We start from the raw sequence: 17,979 nt of genomic DNA on the forward strand, positions 1-17,979 counted from the left end.
GCGGCGGGTCACGGCACGACCGTCACCGGCCACCGTCCCGCCTTCACCAGCCGCACCGCGACCGAACCCACGATCCGGTGCCCGGCCTGCTCGGAGGCGCCCACCACCACCGCGTCCGCCTTCAGCCGGTCCGCCGCCTTCGCCAGGCCGCTGTAGGGATCGCCGCGGAAGGTGTGGAACTCCCAGCGCACGTCGAATATCCCCCGGGTTTGCTCGGTGGCCTCGCGGATCTGGGCGACCAGGTCCTCGGCGACGGCGTCGGTCGTCTCCGCGACCGGCACGCCCAGCGCGGCGCCCGCCGTCATCACCGGCTGCACGTACACCACGGCGAGCAGCGCGTGCTGGCGACGGGCCAGCCCGCCGGCGTAGGCCGCCGCCCGCAGCGAGGAGTCCGATCCGTCCACGCCGACGAGGACGACCTTGGGGCCGTCGGTACCTCGCTCGAACTGGTGCGCGGGCTGCTGCGCGTGTTGTTCCGTCACGGCCCGAGGCTATCGGAAGCCCAGGGTTCCGCCGGTGCCGGGCGGCCGTACGGTGTTCCGTCGCGGTGGCGGTCGCCGTCCGACGGGCGGCCCCGCCCAGGTGTTCCTACAGTCGGAACATGAGTGCCACCGTGGAGCGCGCCGCGGCCGACCGCACCAAGGGCCCCGCCCGGCGTCCGGCCGGCCGCCTCCTCACCCGGGTCCCCGAGGCGTTCGCGGCCTTCCTCGGCGCCCTCGGCCTGCTGTGCGTCCTGCTGTCCCTGATCCCGCCGCTGCGCCGCCTGCTGCGCCCGGTCGTCCGCTTCCTGGACCTGCTCATCGTCCCGGTCAGCGCCAACCTGGCCTACGCCGTCTTCCTCTTCCTGCTGGCCGCCGCGACCGCCGCCCGCAAGAAGGTCGCCTGGTGGCTGGTCGTCGTCTACCTGGGGCTGCTCGTCCTCACCGACGTCCTCGGCGTGGCCGTCGGCCTGTACGCGCAGTCGGTTCCGTCCCTGGTGGTCTGCGCGCTCGCGCTGGCCCTGCTCGTGCTCGCCCGCCGCGAGTTCTACGCCGCCTCCCGCCGGGCGGCGCTCCGCCGGGCGCTCGCCGTGCTGTCCGTGGGGCTCGGTCTCGCCATCCTCGCCGGCTGGGGCCTGGTGGAGGCGTTCCCCGGCACCCTCCCGGCCGGCCAGCGCCTCGGCTGGGCCGCCAACCGGGTGCTGGGCGGCCTGGTCTCCGCCGGCTCCTTCGACGGCCGCCCGCCCCGCGCCCTGTTCTTCCTGCTCGGCCTCTTCGGCGCCCTCGCCCTGCTCAACGCCGCCGCCGTGCTGTTCCGCTCGCAACGCATGGAAGCGGCCCTGCACGACGACGAGGAGACCCGTATCCGCGCCCTGCTGACGGCGTACGGCGAACAGGACTCGCTGGGCTACTTCGCCACCCGGCGCGACAAGGCCGTCGTGTTCTCGCCCAGCGGCAAGGCCGCCGTCACCTACCGGGTCGAGGCCGGCGTCTGCCTGGCCAGCGGTGACCCCGTCGGCGACCGCGAGGCCTGGCCGCACGCCATCGCCGCCTGGTTGGACGCGGCCCGCCGGCACGCCTGGGCGCCCGCGGTCATGGGCGCCTCGGAGGACGGCGCCAAGGCCTTCGCGCGCGCCGGGCTCGGAGCACTGCAACTCGGCGACGAGGCCATCCTGCACGTCGCCTCCTTCGACCTCGGCGGCCGCGAGATGCGGGTCACCCGGCAGGCCGTCAACCGGGTCCGCCGCACCGGCGCCACCTGCCGCGTCCGCCGCCACTCGGCCCTCACCGACCAGGAGATGGAGGAGGTGGTCGACCGCGCCGACGCCTGGCGCGACACCGAGACCGAACGCGGCTTCTCGATGGCCCTGGACCGCCTCGGCGACCCGGCCGACGCCGACTGCCTCCTCGTCGAGGCCCTGGACGGCGGCGGCCGCCTCCTGGCGCTGCTCTCCTTCGTCCCCTGGGGCGCCGACGGCGTCTCCCTGGACCTGATGCGCCGCGACCGCTCGGCCCCCAACGGCGTCATGGAGTTCATGGTCGCCGACCTGTGCGCCGCCGCCCCCAAGCTCGGCGTGCGCCGGATCTCGCTGAACTTCGCCGTCTTCCGCGCGGCCTTCGAGGAGGGCGCCCGCATCGGCGCCGGACCGGTCCTGCGGCTCTGGCGCCGACTGCTGCTGTTCTTCTCCAAGTGGTGGCAACTGGAGGCGCTCTACCGCTCCAACGCCAAGTACCGGCCCGAGTGGTACCCCCGCTTCCTGTGCTACGGCGACGCCGGCTCGCTGGCCCGGGTCGGCCTGGCCTCCGGCATCGCCGAGGGCTTCGTCTCCGTGCCCTCCCTGCGCAAGCTCTGGGGCAAGCGGCACCCGACGGGCGGGCCCCGCCCCGCCACGACCGAGGGCCTGCCGTCGCTGGCGGCGCTCGGCCTCGACGGAGGGGACGAGGCCGGGGAGAGCGGTCCGGACGCGGGCCTGCCCGACCAGGTCCGCGTCCGGCGCCGCACCCTCGACCGGCTGCGTGCCCGGGGCGCCGACCCCTACCCGGTCGGCGTCCCGGCGCGCACCCACACCCTCGCCGAGGTCCGCGCCCTCGCCGGCACCGGCGAGACGGTCACCGTCGCCGGCCGGATCATGCGCGTACGCGACTTCGGCGGCATCGTCTTCGTGACCCTGCGCGACTGGTCGGGCGACCGGCAACTGGCCCTCACCCGTGACGCACTCGGCGCCGAGAACGCCTCGGGTTCCGCGGCCGCCGGCCGCTGCGGGGGCTCCCTCGGCTCCTTCCGGGCCGACACCGACCTCGGCGACCACCTCGCCGTCACCGGCACGGCAGGCGTCAGCGACAAGGGCGAGCCGACCGTCTTCGTGACGGCCTGGCAGCTCACCGCCAAATGCCTGCGCCCCCTGCCCGACAAGCGCCGCGGCCTGACCGACCCCGAGGCCAAGGTCCGCATGCGCCATCTGGACCTGGTGGCCGGCCCCGCCGCGCGCGACGTCGTCCGCGCCCGCTCGACCGCCGTCCAGGCGCTGCGCCAGGGGCTGCTGCAGCGCGGCTACCTCGAGGTCGAGACGCCCATGCTCCAGCAGATCCACGGCGGCGCCAACGCCCGGCCCTTCACCACCCACATCAACGCCTACGACCTCGACCTGTACCTGCGCATCGCCCCCGAGCTGTATCTGAAGCGGCTGTGCGTCGGCGGCCTGGAGAAGGTCTTCGAGATGGGCCGCACCTTCCGCAACGAGGGCGTCTCCTACAAGCACAACCCCGAGTTCACGATGCTCGAGGCCTACCAGGCGTACGCCGACTACGACGAGATGCTCCACCTGGCCCGCGAGCTGATCCAGGGCGCGGCCACCGCCGCCTTCGGCTCACCGGTCGTCCACAGGGACGGGCGCGAGCACGACATCTCGGGGGAGTGGCCGGTCAGGACGGTCCACGGCGCGATCTCCGAGGCGCTCGGCGAGGAGATCGACGCCGACACGGACCTGGCGGTCCTGCTGCGGCACTGCGACCGCGCAGGCGTCCCGTACACGCCGGACGACGGCCGGGGCGACGTCGTCCTGGAGATGTACGAGCGGCTCGTCGAGGAGAAAACCCTGCTGCCGACCTTCTACAAGGACTTCCCCACCGACGTCTCCCCGCTCACCCGGCAGCACCGACGCGACCCGCGTCTCGCCGAACGCTGGGACCTCGTCGCCTTCGGCACCGAACTCGGCACGGCCTACTCGGAGTTGACCGACCCCGTCGAGCAGCGCCGACGGCTGACCGAGCAGTCCCTGCTGGCCGCCGGCGGCGACCCGGAGGCGATGGAACTCGACGAGGACTTCCTCGACGCCCTCGAGTACGCGATGCCGCCGACCGGCGGCCTCGGTATCGGCGTCGACCGCCTGGTCATGTTCCTCACCGGGCTCACCATCCGCGAGACCCTGCCGTTCCCGCTGGTGCGGCACCGCTGAGCGGCCGGCGGCACACGGCGCGGCACCGGCGGCGCCGCGCTGCGCCGGGCGGGTGGAATCATGCCGCCGGTCCGGTGTCGGCAGGGTGCGCCGGGGGCCGGTCGGGCGACTGATGACTGCATGAAGAAGGAGCAGTTGTTCACGCGCCGCCGCGCGTTGCTCGCCGGCGCCGCCGCCGTCGGAGCGGTCGGCACGGCCGGGGTGTTCGCATGGGGCGGCAAGGGTGAGCCGGTCAGTGGCGCCGTCCCCGCCTCGGGCGCGCCGGCGCGCAGCCTCCCGCTGAAACCCTCCGCCTACCGCCTCCAGCCGCTGACCGGCTACGGCCCCCCGCGCGCCGCACCCGCCCGCACCCCGGTGCGCCACGAGCCACTGCTGCGGATGACCGGCCGCGGCCGCACCATGGTGCTGACCTTCGACGACGGACCCGACCCCCACTACACCCCCGGCATCCTCGACACGCTGGCCGAGTACGACGTGCGCGCGACGTTCTTCGTGTGCGGGCAGATGGCCGCCGACAACCAGGACCTGCTGGCCCGGATGGCCGACGAGGGCCACGTCGTCGGCAACCACACCTGGTCCCATCCCCTGCTCACCAGGCTGACCCGCGGTCAGATCCGCTCCGAGATGTCCCGCACCAGCGACGTCATCGAGGAGGGCTACGGGGAGCGGCCCCGCTGGTTCCGCGCCCCCTACGGCGCGTGGAACCGCGCCGCCTTCCAGCTCGGCGCCGAACTGGGCATGGAACCGCTCGCCTGGACGGTCGACACCCTCGACTGGACGACCCCCGGCCCCGGCGTGATCGTCGACCGGGTCGAGAAGGGCGCCGCCCCCGGCGTCGTGGTGCTCTCGCACGACGCCGGGGGCGACCGCAGCCAGAGTGTGCGGGCGCTGCGCAGATATCTGCCGCGGCTTCTGGACTCCGGCTACCACCTCACGCTGCCGCACACACAGCGCGCCTGACACGGGCGCCCGCCCGGTCGGCGTCCGCTCAGCGGACCTCGACCAGGCGGGCGAAGGCGACGACGTTTCCGTCGTATCCGTTCGCCTTGGAGAATCCGCCGCCGCAGGTGATGACCCGCAGTTCCGGCGATCCCTTGGAGGCGTAGACGCGGTCGCCGGGGAAGTTGTTCTTCGCGAACACCTCGATGCCGTAGATATCGAACACCGCGGTCTTGCCGTCCTTGCGCGACACCTCGACGCGGTTTCCCTTTTTCAGTGCGCCGAGGCCGTAGAAGACGGCGGGGCCGAGTTTGTTGTCGACATGGCCGACGACGACCGCCGTCCCCTTCTCGCCCGGTGAGACACCGCCCGTGAACCAGCCGGCCAGGTTCGGGTCCTCCGGCGGCGGCGCTCCCACCCAGCCGTCCGTGTCGAGACCGACCGCCATGACCGGCGCGTCGACCCGGATGGCGGGAATCCGCACCCGGTCAGGCTCGGCGTAGGGCAGGGCCGCCGCGGTCCGTCCGAAGACGCCGCCGGCGGTCCGGCCGTCCGCGGCCGCAGCCGCGGCCGGCTGCGGCGGGCCGATGTCGAACTCTCCCGACCCGTTCCGGATGAGCGCGAGACCGGTCAGCAGAACAAGCGCTATCACGCCCCAGGGTGCGCGCTTCCTCCGCCGCTCCTCCTCTTCGGCCACCTCGGACAGCTCGTACGCAGACATTCGCCATCCCCTTTCGACACGGCCGTCGCCGCGTCCTTTCGCGCATACGAGAACGCTAAGCGCCGTGACGGAAACCGGCGACGGGGCAATGGCGAACGGGTGGCCCCGGCTTCGTCCGGTGCGCCATCCGAGTTGACGGCGGCAGATATTTTCTGACGGTCTGTGACCTGCGGTGATATCCGATTGTGCGGATGCCGCCCGGCGTGTCCGCTCACCAGGACGGACCATTCCCGAAATGCGGGCGCCCGCACGGCATCCGAGGGTCGGTCCGGGAGGCGCTTTCTCGCCGACATGCCGGGGACGGGACCCGGGGCGCCTTCCGCGGAGGATCACATGCGTACCACTCGTGCTCTGGCGGCCTCGGCGGTCTCCGCCGCCGCGGTCGCCGCCCTCGCTCTCACCGCCCCGGCCGCTGTCGCCCGGGACGGCATGGGCGCCAACCCCAGCAACATCGTCGTCCTGCCCGCCGTCATCGCCCGCGGCGGCCAGCTCACGATCTCCGTCGACGGCTGCCCCGGCGGCGGAACCGTGACCTCGGCCGCGTTCCCGCAGGCCCAGCTGACGCCGATCACCGGCGCCAACCAGACCGCCAGGGGCACCGCCACCGTCAACGAGACCGCCCGCCCCGGCGCCTACGACGTCACCGTCAACTGCTCGGGCCGTACCCTGACCCGCCCGGCGGCCTTCACCGTCATCGGCGGTGTCCGCGGCGGCCTCGGCGGCAGCAGCACCAGCGGCGCCACCCCGACCGACGTCGCGATCGGCGGCGGCCTCGTCGCCGCGGCGGTGGTCGGCGGCGGGCTGTTCTGGATGCGGCGCCGCGCCGAGCGCCGCATCTGACGTCCGCACCTGCGCGGGGACCGCGGACCGCTCGTGACACCGGACTTCGCCCCGGACCTGCTGGGAGCCGGGGCGAAGTCCCGTGCGCGGCCGAGTCGTCAGCCGCCGTCCTCGCCCGCGCGGCGCCGCGCGACGCGGTAGGCGGCGCCGACGGAGCCCGCGATGAGCGCCGTGCCCAGCCCGATCTCCTTCAGGTCGAACCCGGCGGAACTGCCGCCCTCACCGGCGTGCACACCCCGGGGCGGCTGGGGGCGCACCGGATCCGGGCGGACGGCGGCGATCGTCAGTTCCTTGACGGCGCTGACGCCGCCGCAGCTGAACGTCACCCGGTACGAGGCGCCCGGCTCGGCGTCCCGGTCGACCTGTGCCACCGCCGACGCGGAGCCCTTCCGGATGACGACGGCGTCGAACACCCCCGAGGTGACGGTCACGGAGCTCCGGCAGCCGCTGGTGACGCGGTCGACCTGGAGGACGACCTCGCCGCCGGCGGCGACCGTCGAGGGCAGCACCCGGTAGCCGTTGGACATGACGTAGTGGTTGTCGTCGTCGCCCGCGACGGCGGCCGGTGCGAAGCAGGTCAGGGCCGTGACGCCCAGCAGTGCGGCCGAAGCGACGCGTATCGCGCGCATGGTGGATCCTCCGGTCCCCGAGGAGCAGCCGCGGACCTGTTTCCGCTTTCTCCGACAATGCACCTCGATGACCGAAACGCTAGGAACACGTGTGCGCTCCCGCGATCGCTGTCGTGCGAATGGGGCACGGGTGTGGGCCGCTCGGGGGACGCCGTTCCTGCAACCGGGGGACTGTGGCGGCGTGGCGGCCGCCCTCGGGCGCGTCGACGTGGCGGAGGGCGGGCGTCGGCCCGAGAGCCTCAGCTCCCGATTCCCGGGAACAGACGGAGGAACGGTTCCGACGACGCGGTGACACCGCGGCTGTACGGCGCGTCGAAGTCCCAGATGAGGAAGAGCAGGAAGGCGATGAGCGCGGAGAACAGCCCGGCCAGGACCAGCTCGCGGGTGGTGCGCCGGATCTGCAGCGCGAACACCATGCCGATGGTGATGACGGCCCCCGTCAGCAGCCCGAACCACACCACGCCGGGCATCGTCGCCCCCGTCGACTCGGCGCGGGCGTTGCGTGCCTGGTCGGCCGCGGCCAGCTGGTCGAGCAGGGGCTGGTAGGCCTGCGCCTGGAAGTCGGAGGCCGGCCGGTAGTCGGTGACGTCCACCCGGACCTGGTGGAGGAGCTCGTCGCCACGCCCGCTCACGTCACCGCCGTCGGCCATCTCCTTCCATTCCGTGGTGACGACGTGTCCGACATAGGCGTTGACATCGACTCGAATACGGTCACGCACGTCCGCCGGGTAGACGCGCACCCGCTCGGAGATCTCGTGCAGCGCCTGCGCCTCGGCCTGCACGTGGTCCTGGGCGACACTGCGCGCCTCCCAGACGCCGGCGATGGCCAGACCGAGGACGATGGCGTACACCACGCCGATCCACATCGTCATGTACTCGATGACGTCCGGGGTCTCCGAGGGGTCCTCGTCCTCGGGCGCCCTGCGGTGCCGTACAAGGGTGATGACGACCACCACCGCGCAGGCGGCGAGCATCGCGAGGGTGAGAACAAGCCATTCCGGCAAGGAAAGCCTCCAGGATCGGCATTCAGCGCGGTCGCAGCGCGGCGACGGCGATCAGCGCGGGCACGGTGACGAGCAGGACGTAGGTGACCGGCGACTGGCCCCCGCGGGCGGGTCGCTGACGCGCCTTCGCGTGGTAGGCGGGATAGGTCACCGGAGCCGCCGAGGGACGCGGGGCGGGCGTCGGCTCCTGCGTGCGGGCCGGTGTGGGGGCCGGCGGGGGTGTGGGGGCCGGCCGCGGAATCGGCGCGGCGCGGCGCGGCGGCGCGGGCGCCGGCGGTTTCGGGCGAGGCTTCGGCGCCGGCGGCCGGGGCGCGGGGGGCGGTGGCTTCGGGGGCCTGGGCGGGGTGGGCGTCGGTTCGGGCGGTTCCGGCTGCGGCGGCTCCGGCGGCGGGGTGGGCCGCGGGCACACCGGGGAGCCCTCCCACCCGTGACTCCCCGCGACGGCGACCGCCTCGGTGCCGTCCGGGCCCGTCGAGGCGTACGCGCACGCGTCGGCCGTCGCCACGCCGGCCGGGACGGCCGCGAGGATCCAGACCGCGGTCACCAGGGCCAGACCTCGTGTGACGAGGGCGGATCGGGTCGGTTCGGGTCCATGCACGACGGAGATCATGCGGCCTCGTGCGGCGGCCGAGGTCCTTGCCCGGCGGGGATTGCCCCGAACGGGGGAAGCGCGGTTCCCCGGGTTTGCCGGGTGGTGCGTTCGCTTATGCGGCCCGTCGTCCGTCTGTGCGATCGGCACGGTCCGGGCCGGTGGGGGCGGCCGGTCCCGGGGCCGCCGTGCGCGGTCGGGGCGGCGCGCGTCAGAGGTCGTGGAAAGAAATTCGTGCCGCGATTGAACACAACGGACGTCCGCATGCGTACCCAGTGTCGTGCGGTGGCGCAGCAGGGCGCCGCAACACCTTGGGACGATCGGGGAGTTGTTGACGATGAAGACCACCTGGCGGAGCGCCTCACTCGCGGCTGGCACCGTGGCCGTACTGGCGCTGACGACGGCGTGCGGATCGGAAAGCGGCACGTCAGCGTCGAGCCAGAACGTCGGGGCCACGGCCCCGGCCGGTGGCATCGGGGGCGTCGGCAGCGGTTACGGGCAGGTCGGCGCCAGCGCGAGCCCGGCGCCCGGCGGTGTCGGTTCGGGCACCGGAGCGCAGGGCGGAAACGCGGGCGAACTGGCCGTCGCCGCGAACCCGGAACTGGGCAAGATCCTCACGGACGGCACCGGCAAGACCCTCTACCGCTTCGACGCGGACACCGCGGAGCCCCCGAAGTCGAACTGCGACGGCGACTGCGCGACCGCCTGGCCGCCGGTGTCCGCCGACGACGCGAGCGCCGGCGACGGCATCGACAAGTCGCTGCTCGGCGAGATCACCCGGTCCGACGGCAGCAAGCAGCTCACCGTGGGCGGCTGGCCCGCCTACTACTACGCCAAGGACGCCAACCCCGGCGACACCACCGGTCAGGGCGTGGGCAACAAGTGGTTCGCGCTGACCCCCGAGGGCAAGAAGGCCAAGGGCGGCGGCGCCGGTGCCGGGGGCGGTGGCGGCGACGCGGCCCTGGCCGGGCTGTCCGTCCGCAAGGACCCCAACCTCGGCGACATCGTCGTCGACAAGAACGGCATGACCGTCTACCGGTTCCTCAAGGACAAGGCGTGGCCCAAGCCGGTGTCGAACTGCAACGGCGCGTGCCTGGAGAAGTGGCCGGCGGTGGCGCCGGTCGAACCGAACGACACCAAGGGCGTCCAGAAGAAGGGCCTGATGAGCTTCACCCGGGGTGACGGCGTCAAGCAGCAGACGGTCAACTGCTCGCCGATCTACACCTTCTCCGGTGACAAGTCCCCCGGCGACATCAACGGTCAGGGCGTGGGCGGCACGTGGTACGCCGTCGCGCCCGACGGAAAGCTGGTCGGAGCGCCGGGGCAGTAGGAACGCCTCCCCAGGGCCGGTTCCCGCAGCCGCCCCTCGCGCACGACCCGTTGGTCCGCCCCCTCCGCGCCGCACGGAGGGGGCGGACCGCTGTGCTTGTCGGGCCCCCGTCTCCTGTGCGTAGAATTCGCCCGCCCTTCGGGCCGCTTCCGGAACGCTCCGGAGCGGCCCGGACACATTTCGTAGCACCGCGGGGGTCGTCGTTCCGGCACGTGCCGGAGGCAGTGACCGGGAACGGACGGTCAATTTCCGTTTCCCCTCGCCCGTTTGGCGGGCGATCAGTAGCCTCAGCTCGAACACCGGATCGCCTACGCCTTGGAGAGATAGATGGAGCGTCCCGCCTGGGCCCCTCGGAGCATCGACATCTCGGTGCCGAGCGTCTCGCGGATCTACGACTACTACCTGGGCGGATCGCACAACTTCGAGGTGGACCGGGAAGCGGCCCGCAGGGCCATGGAGTTCATTCCGGGACTGCCGAAGATCAGTCAGGCGAACCGGGCGTTCATGCGCCGTGCCGTGCGGTACGCGGTCGCCGAGGGTGTCACGCAGTTCCTCGACATCGGCTCCGGGATCCCCACGTTCGGCAACGCGCACGAGATCGCCCGGGCGGCGAGCCCCGGCGCGCGCGTGGTCTACGTCGACCACGACCCGGTGGCCGTGGCGCACAGCGAGGCGGTGCTGGCCGGCTGTGACGGCGTCGACGTCGTGGCCGCCGACCTGCGCAAGCCGCAGGAGATCCTCGCCAGCCCACAGGTGGAGCAACTGCTCGACCTGGAGCGGCCGGTGGCCCTGTTGCTGGTCGCGGTGCTCCACTTCGTCGAGGACGCCGACGACCCGTACGCGGCGGTGGCCGAACTCGGCGCCGCACTCGCGCCCGGCAGTCTGCTGGTGCTCACGCATGCTTCTTACGAGGGAATTCCGCAGCTGTCGCAGCGGGCCGAGGGCGCCGTCGGCGTGTACAAGGACATTCGCAATCCGCTGGTCATGCGCTCGCGTGACGAGGTCGGGCGGTTCTTCGAGGGGTACGACATGGTGGAGCCGGGACTGGTGCCGATGCCGCACTGGCGGCCGGACACGGCGCCGGAGGACGAGGACCCGTGGGCCTTCTCCGGTTTCGCCGGCGTGGGGCGTACGGCGTGAGTGCGGAGCCGGACGGGCCGGAGGACAGACTGCGGCGGTTCGTGACGATCTGGAGCCGGGCCGTGTACCCGGTGACCTCGACGTCGCTGACCCGCCCCGAACTCGAAGAGGAACTCCTGCCGCTGGCACGGCGGTTGCGCGAGGCGCTGCTGGAGCGGACCCTCGACGCCGACGCCGCCAAGGCGGTCGGCGCCGCCCTGGTCGACGCGCACTGCACCGACCCCGAGGCGCTCAGCCGCACGCTCGACTGCGTCGACGCCTATCTGGTGCTCTACTGCGGCCAGGACGGCCCCCAGGAGGACCTGCGCACCCGCGCCTCGCGGCTGCAGCACGCCATGGCCGGTGGCTACGCGACGGCGCTGCGCGAGCGCACTCTCGCCGAACAGGAGGCCATCGCCCAGGCCGCGTTGCGTGCCCAGGGGGTCGTCGCGCAGGCGCTGCACGCCAGCGAGGCCCGCTTCCGCGCGGTCTTCGAAGGCGCCGCGATAGGGATCAGCATCGCCGACCTCGAGGGCAACGTCCTCCAGGTCAACGGGGCGTTGCTGCGCATGTTCGGCGGTTCGCAGCAGTCGCTTCTGGGCCGCAAGGTCCAGGACTTCACCCACCCCGAGGACGCGCCGCAGACCTGGCGGCTCTACGACGAGCTCGTCCGCGGCGAACGGGAGCACTACCACACGGAGAAGGCGTTCAGCCGCCCCGACGGAACGGCCCTGTGGACCAATCTGACGGTGTCACTGCTGCGGGACGCGGACGGGGCCCCGCAGTACCAGCTGGCACTGATGGAGGACACCACCGAGCGCAGGCTGCTCAATCTGCGGCTGCGCTACGAGGCCACCCACGACGCGCTCACCGGACTGCCCAACCGCACCCTGTTCTTCGAACGGCTGGAGAAGGTGCTGGCGGCCGGCGAGGGCCGCCGGTTCGGTCTGTGCTATCTGGACCTGGACGGCTTCAAGACCATCAACGACAGCCTCGGACACGCCGCCGGCGACCGGCTGCTGGTGGAGGTCGCCGACCGGCTGCAGTCCTGCGCGACCGCGCCCGGCGAGATGGTCGCCCGCCTCGGCGGCGACGAGTTCGTGGCGCTGACCACCGGCCCCGACACCCGCCACGAGGTCGACGAGCTCGCCGCGCGCATCATGAACGCGCTGATCGCGCCCGTGAGCATCGACGGCCGTGAACTGACCGTGCGCGGCAGCATCGGCATCGTCGAAGGGCCGGCCGGGGAGCGCAGTGCGGCGGAGGTGCTGCGCAGCGCCGACATCACCATGTACCGGGCCAAGTCGGCGGGCGGCAACCGCTTCGAGGTCGCCGATCCGGAGGCCGACGCCCGCGCCATCACCCGGCACGGTCTGACCACGGCGCTCCCGGCGGCCCTCGAACGCGGTGAGTTCTTCATCGAGTACCAGCCGCTGGTCCACCTCGGCGACGGCAGCGTGCGGGGCGCGGAGGCGCTGGTGCGCTGGCTGCATCCGCAGCACGGGGTGCTCGGACCCGACCGGTTCATCCCGCTCGCCGAGCACACCGGGCTGATCGTGCCGCTGGGCCGCTGGGTGCTGGAGGAGTCGGTGCGACAGGCCGGCGAGTGGCGTGAACGCAACGAGGACACCGGCCCGCTGCGTATCAACGTCAACCTCTCCCCGTGCCAGCTCACCCACCCCGGCCTGGTGCAGGACACCGTCGACATCCTGGAGCGCGCCGGCGTCGACCCGGCGGCGCTGTGCCTGGAGGTGACGGAGTCGGCGTTGATCGGCGCCGACGACGCCCTGCTGAAACCGCTGCGCAGGCTCGCCGAGATGGGCGTGGACATCGCGCTCGACGACTTCGGCACGGGGTACTCCAACCTCGCCAACCTGCGTCGGCTCCCGGTGAGCGTGCTCAAGCTGGACCGCTCCTTCACCCAGGGCATGCAGCAGTTCCCGGCGGACCCCGTCGACCTCAAGATCGTCGAGGGGATCGTCTCGCTCGCGCACAGTCTGGACCTCGCGGTCACCGTGGAGGGCGTGGAGACCGGCGCCCAGGCCGAGCAACTGCGGATTCTCGGCTGCGACACGGCCCAGGGCTGGTACTACGCCCGCCCCGGCCCCCCTGACCGCCTCCACGACCTGGCCCTGGTGGACGCGACGGGCTGACCTCGGGGCGCGACCGCTCCGGGCCGGGCAGCGGTGCGTCCGGTCAGGGGGAGCGGGGCGGTAACGGCACGGACCGGAGCCCGTGGGGGGCGGGCCGGCCGGCGGTGCCGCGCGCGAGACGGCTCACCGCTCCAGCAGCATGCGCTGCAGCTCGCGCGCCGCGCGGGGCGGCGCCACGTCGCTGCGGTGGGCCAGGGCGATCGTGCGGTGCAGGCCGGGCCGGGCGAGCGGGGTGACCCGCAGGCCCCGGCCGGAGCGGGCGGCCACCATACGGGGCACGACGGCCACCCCGAGACCGGCCCGCACGAAGCCGAGCACCGCGTCCATCTCGCCGCCCTCGACCGCGAAGTCCGGTTCGAAACCCTCCGCACGACAGGCGGCCACGGTGAGTTCCCTCAGGTCGTAGCCGTGCCGGAACACCACCAGGCGTTCGCCCTCCAGGTCGGCGATCCGCACGGTGCGTCCCCGCCCCGGCCGGGGAGCCTCCGGCGAGGACACCACCACCAGGTCCTCGCGCAGCAGCTCCACCGTGGTCAGCGCCGGGGACGGGCTGGGCAGGGGCAGGACGACCAGGGCGAGGTCCAGGGCTCCGCGCGCCAGCAACCGGACGAGGTCGTGCGAACCGCCCTCCTCGATCATCAGCCGGACACCCGGATAGCGGTCGTGGAAGGCCCGCAGCACGTCCGGCAGCAGACCCGTGCAGACACTGGGCGTCGCTCCCAGCCGCACCCGGCCGCCGCGCAGCTGCACCAGCTCCTGCACCTCGTACCGGGCGGTCTCGGTGTCCGCGAGGATCCGGCGGGCCAGCGGCAGCAGCGCCTCGCCGGCGTCGGTGAGCGTGATGTTCCCCCGCGCCCGCAGGAAGAGATCCGCCCCCAACTCCCGCTCCAGCGCCTTGATCTGCTGCGACAGGGACGGCTGCGCCACGTGCACGAGGTCGGCGGCCCGGGTGAAGTGCCGGGTCTCGGCGACCGCCACGAAGTACTGGAGCTGCTGGAACTGCATGCCGCCAGCGTAAGCCCGCCATAGGCGGATCCTATGGATTCCAGGCAGACCATGTCTTGGACCGATCGGCGGCCCCGGCTTTAGCGTCTGCAGACATGGCTCTGGCAACGCGGACGGACCGAAGGTCGTCCATGGCGCGCACCGTGTGGGACTCCTCCGTCGGCAAGAAGACGGTGATGGCCGTCAGCGGCATGATCATGCTGCTGTACCTGGTCGCCCACGTCATCGGCAACCTCAAGATCTTCTTCGGCCCGGCGGAGTTCAACCACTACGCCCACTGGCTGCGCACGGTCGGCGAACCGTTCATGCACTACGAGTGGACGCTCTGGCTCGTACGCGTCGCGCTGGTCGTCGCGGTGGTCGCCCACGCCGTCTCCGCGTACCAGCTCAGCCGCCGAGACCTCAGGGCGCGGCCCACCAGGTACGTGCACAGGAAGCCGCGGGCGAGCTACGCCACCCGCACCATGCGCTGGGGCGGCGTCATCCTCGCCCTGTTCATCGTGTGGCACGTCCTCGACCTGACCACCGGCACCGTGCACAGCGGCGGCTTCCAGGAGGGCCACCCGTACCAGAACGTCGTGGACACCTTCTCCACCTGGTACGGCAACGTCGTCTACATCGTCGCGATGCTCGCCGTCGGCCTGCACGTGCGGCACGGCTTCTGGAGCGCGGCCCAGACCCTCGGCGTCGGCAGCCGCACCCGCGACCGCGCCCTCAAGATCTTCGCCGACGTCCTCGCACTGCTGCTCACGGCCGGTTTCCTGGCGGTGCCCGTGGGCGTCATGACCGGAGTGGTGAGCTGAACATGAGTCCCTTCTCCTCCTACGCGCACTACACGACCGGTGAGCCGGTCGTCGACGCCAAGGCCCCGTCCGGCCCCGTCGCCGAACGGTGGGACAAGCGCCGCTTCGAGGCCGGGCTGGTCAACCCCGCCAACCGGCGCAAGCACACGGTGATCGTCGTCGGCACCGGCCTCGCCGGCGGCTCCGCCGGCGCCACCCTCGCCGAACAGGGCTACCACGTCGTCCAGTTCTGCTACCAGGACTCCCCGCGCCGCGCCCACTCCATCGCCGCTCAGGGCGGCATCAACGCGGCGAAGAACTACCGCAACGACGGTGACTCGGTGCACCGGCTCTTCTACGACACCGTCAAGGGCGGCGACTTCCGGGCCCGGGAGTCCAACGTGCACCGGCTCGCGCAGATCTCCGTCGAGATCATCGACCAGTGCGTGGCGCAGGGCGTGCCCTTCGCCCGCGAGTACGGCGGCCTGCTCGACACCCGCTCGTTCGGCGGAGTGCAGGTCTCGCGGACCTTCTACGCCCGCGGCCAGACGGGTCAGCAACTGCTCCTCGGCGCCTACCAGGCCCTCAGCCGGCAGATCGCCGCCGGCAACGTCGAGATGCACCCGCGGACCGAGATGCTCGACCTGATCGTCGTCGACGGCCGGGCCCGGGGCATCGTGGCCCGGGACCTGATCACCGGGAAGATCGACACCTACTTCGCGGACGCCGTCGTCCTCGCCAGCGGCGGTTACGGAAACGTCTTCTACCTGTCGACCAACGCCATGAACTCCAACGCCACCGCGATCTGGCGGGCGCACCGGCGTGGCGCCCACTTCGCCAACCCCTGTTTCACGCAGATCCACCCGACCTGCATCCCGCGCACCGGCGACCACCAGTCGAAGCTGACGCTGATGAGCGAGTCGCTGCGCAACGACGGCCGGATCTGGGTGCCGAAGGCCGAGGGCGACGACCGTCCGCCGAACCGGATCCCCGAGGAGGAACGCGACTACTACCTGGAGCGCATCTACCCCTCCTTCGGCAACCTGGTCCCGCGGGACATCGCCTCCCGTGCCGCCAAGAACGTCTGTGACGAGGGCAAGGGCGTCGGCCCCGGCGGACAGGGCGTGTACCTCGACTTCGCCGACGCCATCGCGCGCATGGGCCGCAAGGCCGTCGAGGCGAAGTACGGCAACCTCTTCGACATGTACCGGCGGATCACCGACGAGGATCCCTACGAGGTCCCCATGCGGATCTACCCCGCCGTGCACTACACCATGGGCGGACTGTGGGTCGACTACGACCTGCAGACCACCGTCCCCGGCCTGTTCGCGATCGGCGAGGCCAACTTCTCCGACCACGGCGCGAACCGCCTCGGCGCGAGCGCCCTCATGCAGGGCCTCGCCGACGGCTACTTCGTCCTCCCGGCGACCGTCAACGACTACCTCGCCCGCAACCCGCGCCAGAGCGAGGTGAGCGGCGAACACCCCGCCGTCCAGGAGGTACTGGCCGAGACCCAGGACCGGCTCCACCTGCTCCTGTCCGTCGACGGCGACCGCACACCCGACTCCTTCCACCGGGAACTCGGCGAGCTGATGTGGGAGTTCTGCGGTATGGCCCGCACCGACGCCGGACTGCGCAAGGCCCTGGAGCGCATCCCGCAGATCCGCGAGGAGTTCTGGCGGCGCGTCAAGGTCCCCGGCGTGGGCGAGGAGTTCAACCAGTCACTGGAGAAGGCCAACCGGATCGTCGACCACCTCGAACTCGCCGAGCTGATGTGTCTCGACGCGCTGCACCGCGCCGAGTCCTGCGGCGGCCACTTCCGCGAGGAGTCCCAGACGCCGGACGGCGAAGCCGCCCGCCGCGACGACGAGTTCGCCTACGCCGCGGCCTGGGAGTTCACCGGGCCGGGCGAGGCCCCCGTGCTGCACAGGGAAGACCTGGTCTTCGAATACGTCCACCCCACCCAGCGGAGCTACGCATGAGGCTCACCCTGCGCGTCTGGCGGCAGCGCAACACCGACGCCGACGGTGCCATGTCCACGTACGAGGTGGACGGCATCTCGCCCGACATGTCCTTCCTGGAGATGCTCGACACCCTCAACGAGGAGCTCATCCTGCGCGGCGACGACCCCGTCGCCTTCGACCACGACTGCCGCGAGGGCATCTGCGGCGCCTGCTCGCTCGTCATCAACGGCGACGCGCACGGCCCGGAGCGCACCACGTCCTGCCAGCTGCACATGCGGTCCTTCCGGGACGGCGACACCATCGACGTCGAGCCGTGGCGGGCCGCCGCCTTCCCCGTCGTCAAGGACCTGGTGGTCGACCGCAGCGCCTTCGACCGGATCATCCAGGCCGGCGGGTACGTCACCGCACCCACCGGCGCCGCGCCCGAGGCCCATGCCACACCGGTGCCCAAGCCGGACGCCGACCTCGCCTTCGAGCACGCGGAGTGCATCGGCTGCGGGGCGTGCGTGGCCGCCTGCCCCAACGGGGCCGCGATGCTGTTCACCTCCGCCAAGGTCAACCACCTCAACGTGCTGCCCCAGGGCGCGCCCGAGCGGGAGACCCGGGTGCTGGACATGGTGGCGCAGATGGACGAGGAGGGGTTCGGCGGCTGCACCCTCGCCGGGGAGTGCGCGACGGCCTGCCCCAAGGGCATCCCGCTGACGTCCATCACCGCCATGAACAAGGAGTGGCTGCGGGCGACCCGGAAGGTGGCCAAGCGGTAGCGCCGGGCCGACAGAGCGTTCGCCGGACGTGCGGACGGGCGGGGCCGGGAGTGGTGCTCTCCGGCCCCGTCTCGCGTCTGCGGCACGGGCGGGGTGCGGTCCTGACCGGCCAGGTGAGCGGTGAGGTGACCGTGAGGTGAGCGGCCGGGCGGGCGGCGGACAGACCGGCGCCCTCCGATCCACCCCTCGGCCGGCCCTCTCGGGCC

The 17,979-nt window shown here is 72.5% G+C and carries 15 protein-coding genes; 9 read left to right on the forward strand and 6 right to left on the reverse strand.

The features are described from left to right. Positions 1-8: 8 nt before the first annotated feature. Complete coding sequence (locus tag C6376_RS23745; protein ID WP_107445281.1) at positions 9-482, reverse strand: universal stress protein; 474 nt, start codon at positions 480-482, stop codon at positions 9-11. Between the two features lie 119 nt (positions 483-601). Between C6376_RS23745 and lysX the strand changes: the two genes are divergently transcribed. Further along, positions 602-3,934, forward strand: a complete 3,333-nt coding sequence (gene lysX / locus C6376_RS23750; RefSeq protein WP_107445282.1) for a bifunctional lysylphosphatidylglycerol synthetase/lysine--tRNA ligase LysX — start codon at positions 602-604, stop codon at positions 3,932-3,934. Positions 3,935-4,054: 120 nt separating this feature from the next. Then, on the forward strand, positions 4,055-4,894 hold the full coding sequence (locus tag C6376_RS23755; protein WP_107445283.1) for a polysaccharide deacetylase family protein: 840 nt from the start codon (positions 4,055-4,057) through the stop codon (positions 4,892-4,894). Between the two features lie 28 nt (positions 4,895-4,922). Here C6376_RS23755 and C6376_RS23760 read toward each other — a convergent pair whose 3' ends face one another. Beyond that, positions 4,923-5,594, reverse strand: a complete 672-nt coding sequence (locus C6376_RS23760) for a class F sortase (RefSeq protein ID WP_107445284.1) — start codon at positions 5,592-5,594, stop codon at positions 4,923-4,925. Between the two features lie 333 nt (positions 5,595-5,927). On the opposite strand from C6376_RS23760, the gene C6376_RS23765 reads away from it, so the two are divergent. After that, a complete protein-coding gene (locus C6376_RS23765; RefSeq protein WP_173985711.1) occupies positions 5,928-6,434 on the forward strand; it encodes a hypothetical protein in 507 nt (168 codons plus the stop codon). A gap of 98 nt (positions 6,435-6,532) precedes the next feature. Here the strand turns inward: C6376_RS23765 and C6376_RS23770 are convergent, their stop codons facing one another. The 3 genes from C6376_RS23770 to C6376_RS46175 all read right to left on the reverse strand — a co-directional run bounded on the left by C6376_RS23770 (position 6,533) and on the right by C6376_RS46175 (position 8,665). Beyond that, complete coding sequence (locus tag C6376_RS23770; RefSeq protein ID WP_107445286.1) at positions 6,533-7,063, reverse strand: hypothetical protein; 531 nt, start codon at positions 7,061-7,063, stop codon at positions 6,533-6,535. A gap of 239 nt (positions 7,064-7,302) precedes the next feature. Then, the gene (locus C6376_RS23775) at positions 7,303-8,067 is read right to left on the reverse strand and encodes a DUF4239 domain-containing protein (RefSeq protein ID WP_107445287.1); all 765 of its coding nucleotides are present in this window, start codon (positions 8,065-8,067) and stop codon (positions 7,303-7,305) included. A gap of 22 nt (positions 8,068-8,089) precedes the next feature. Continuing rightward, positions 8,090-8,665, reverse strand: a complete 576-nt coding sequence (locus C6376_RS46175; RefSeq protein WP_107449138.1) for a hypothetical protein — start codon at positions 8,663-8,665, stop codon at positions 8,090-8,092. Between the two features lie 328 nt (positions 8,666-8,993). On the opposite strand from C6376_RS46175, the gene C6376_RS23785 reads away from it, so the two are divergent. From C6376_RS23785 to C6376_RS23795, 3 genes are all read left to right on the forward strand, one after another. After that, the gene (locus C6376_RS23785; RefSeq protein ID WP_107445288.1) at positions 8,994-9,986 is read left to right on the forward strand and encodes an SCO0930 family lipoprotein; all 993 of its coding nucleotides are present in this window, start codon (positions 8,994-8,996) and stop codon (positions 9,984-9,986) included. 327 nt (positions 9,987-10,313) lie between these two features. After that, the gene (locus C6376_RS23790; RefSeq protein WP_107445289.1) at positions 10,314-11,126 is read left to right on the forward strand and encodes an SAM-dependent methyltransferase; all 813 of its coding nucleotides are present in this window, start codon (positions 10,314-10,316) and stop codon (positions 11,124-11,126) included. After that, entirely contained in the window at positions 11,123-13,258 is a 2,136-nt protein-coding gene (locus tag C6376_RS23795; RefSeq protein ID WP_107449139.1) for a bifunctional diguanylate cyclase/phosphodiesterase, read from the forward strand. Before C6376_RS23790 ends, C6376_RS23795 begins: the two co-directional genes overlap by 4 nt. Before the next feature lie 123 nt (positions 13,259-13,381). Here the strand turns inward: C6376_RS23795 and C6376_RS23800 are convergent, their stop codons facing one another. Further along, positions 13,382-14,263 carry a LysR family transcriptional regulator gene (locus tag C6376_RS23800; RefSeq protein ID WP_107445290.1) on the reverse strand — a complete coding sequence of 294 codons (882 nt, stop codon included), beginning with the start codon at positions 14,261-14,263 and terminating at the stop codon, positions 13,382-13,384. Positions 14,264-14,394: 131 nt separating this feature from the next. Here C6376_RS23800 and C6376_RS23805 point away from each other — a divergent pair, with 131 nt between their 5' ends. Genes C6376_RS23805 through C6376_RS23815 form a run of 3 tightly spaced genes read left to right on the forward strand, consistent with a single transcriptional unit; the run spans position 14,395 to position 17,773 of the window. Then, positions 14,395-15,066 (forward strand): succinate dehydrogenase, encoded by a 672-nt coding sequence (locus C6376_RS23805; protein ID WP_107445291.1) that lies wholly within the window; start codon positions 14,395-14,397, stop codon positions 15,064-15,066. A gap of 2 nt (positions 15,067-15,068) precedes the next feature. Continuing rightward, positions 15,069-17,027: a fumarate reductase/succinate dehydrogenase flavoprotein subunit gene (locus C6376_RS23810; RefSeq protein ID WP_107445292.1), complete on the forward strand. Its 1,959-nt coding sequence runs from the start codon at positions 15,069-15,071 to the stop codon at positions 17,025-17,027. Next, positions 17,024-17,773, forward strand: coding sequence for a succinate dehydrogenase/fumarate reductase iron-sulfur subunit (locus C6376_RS23815; protein ID WP_107445293.1), 750 nt, complete (start codon positions 17,024-17,026; stop codon positions 17,771-17,773). Before C6376_RS23810 ends, C6376_RS23815 begins: the two co-directional genes overlap by 4 nt. Positions 17,774-17,979: the final 206 nt, after the last annotated feature.

The sequence above is a fragment of the Streptomyces sp. P3 genome, assembly GCF_003032475.1.
Lineage (GTDB): Bacteria > Actinomycetota > Actinomycetes > Streptomycetales > Streptomycetaceae > Streptomyces.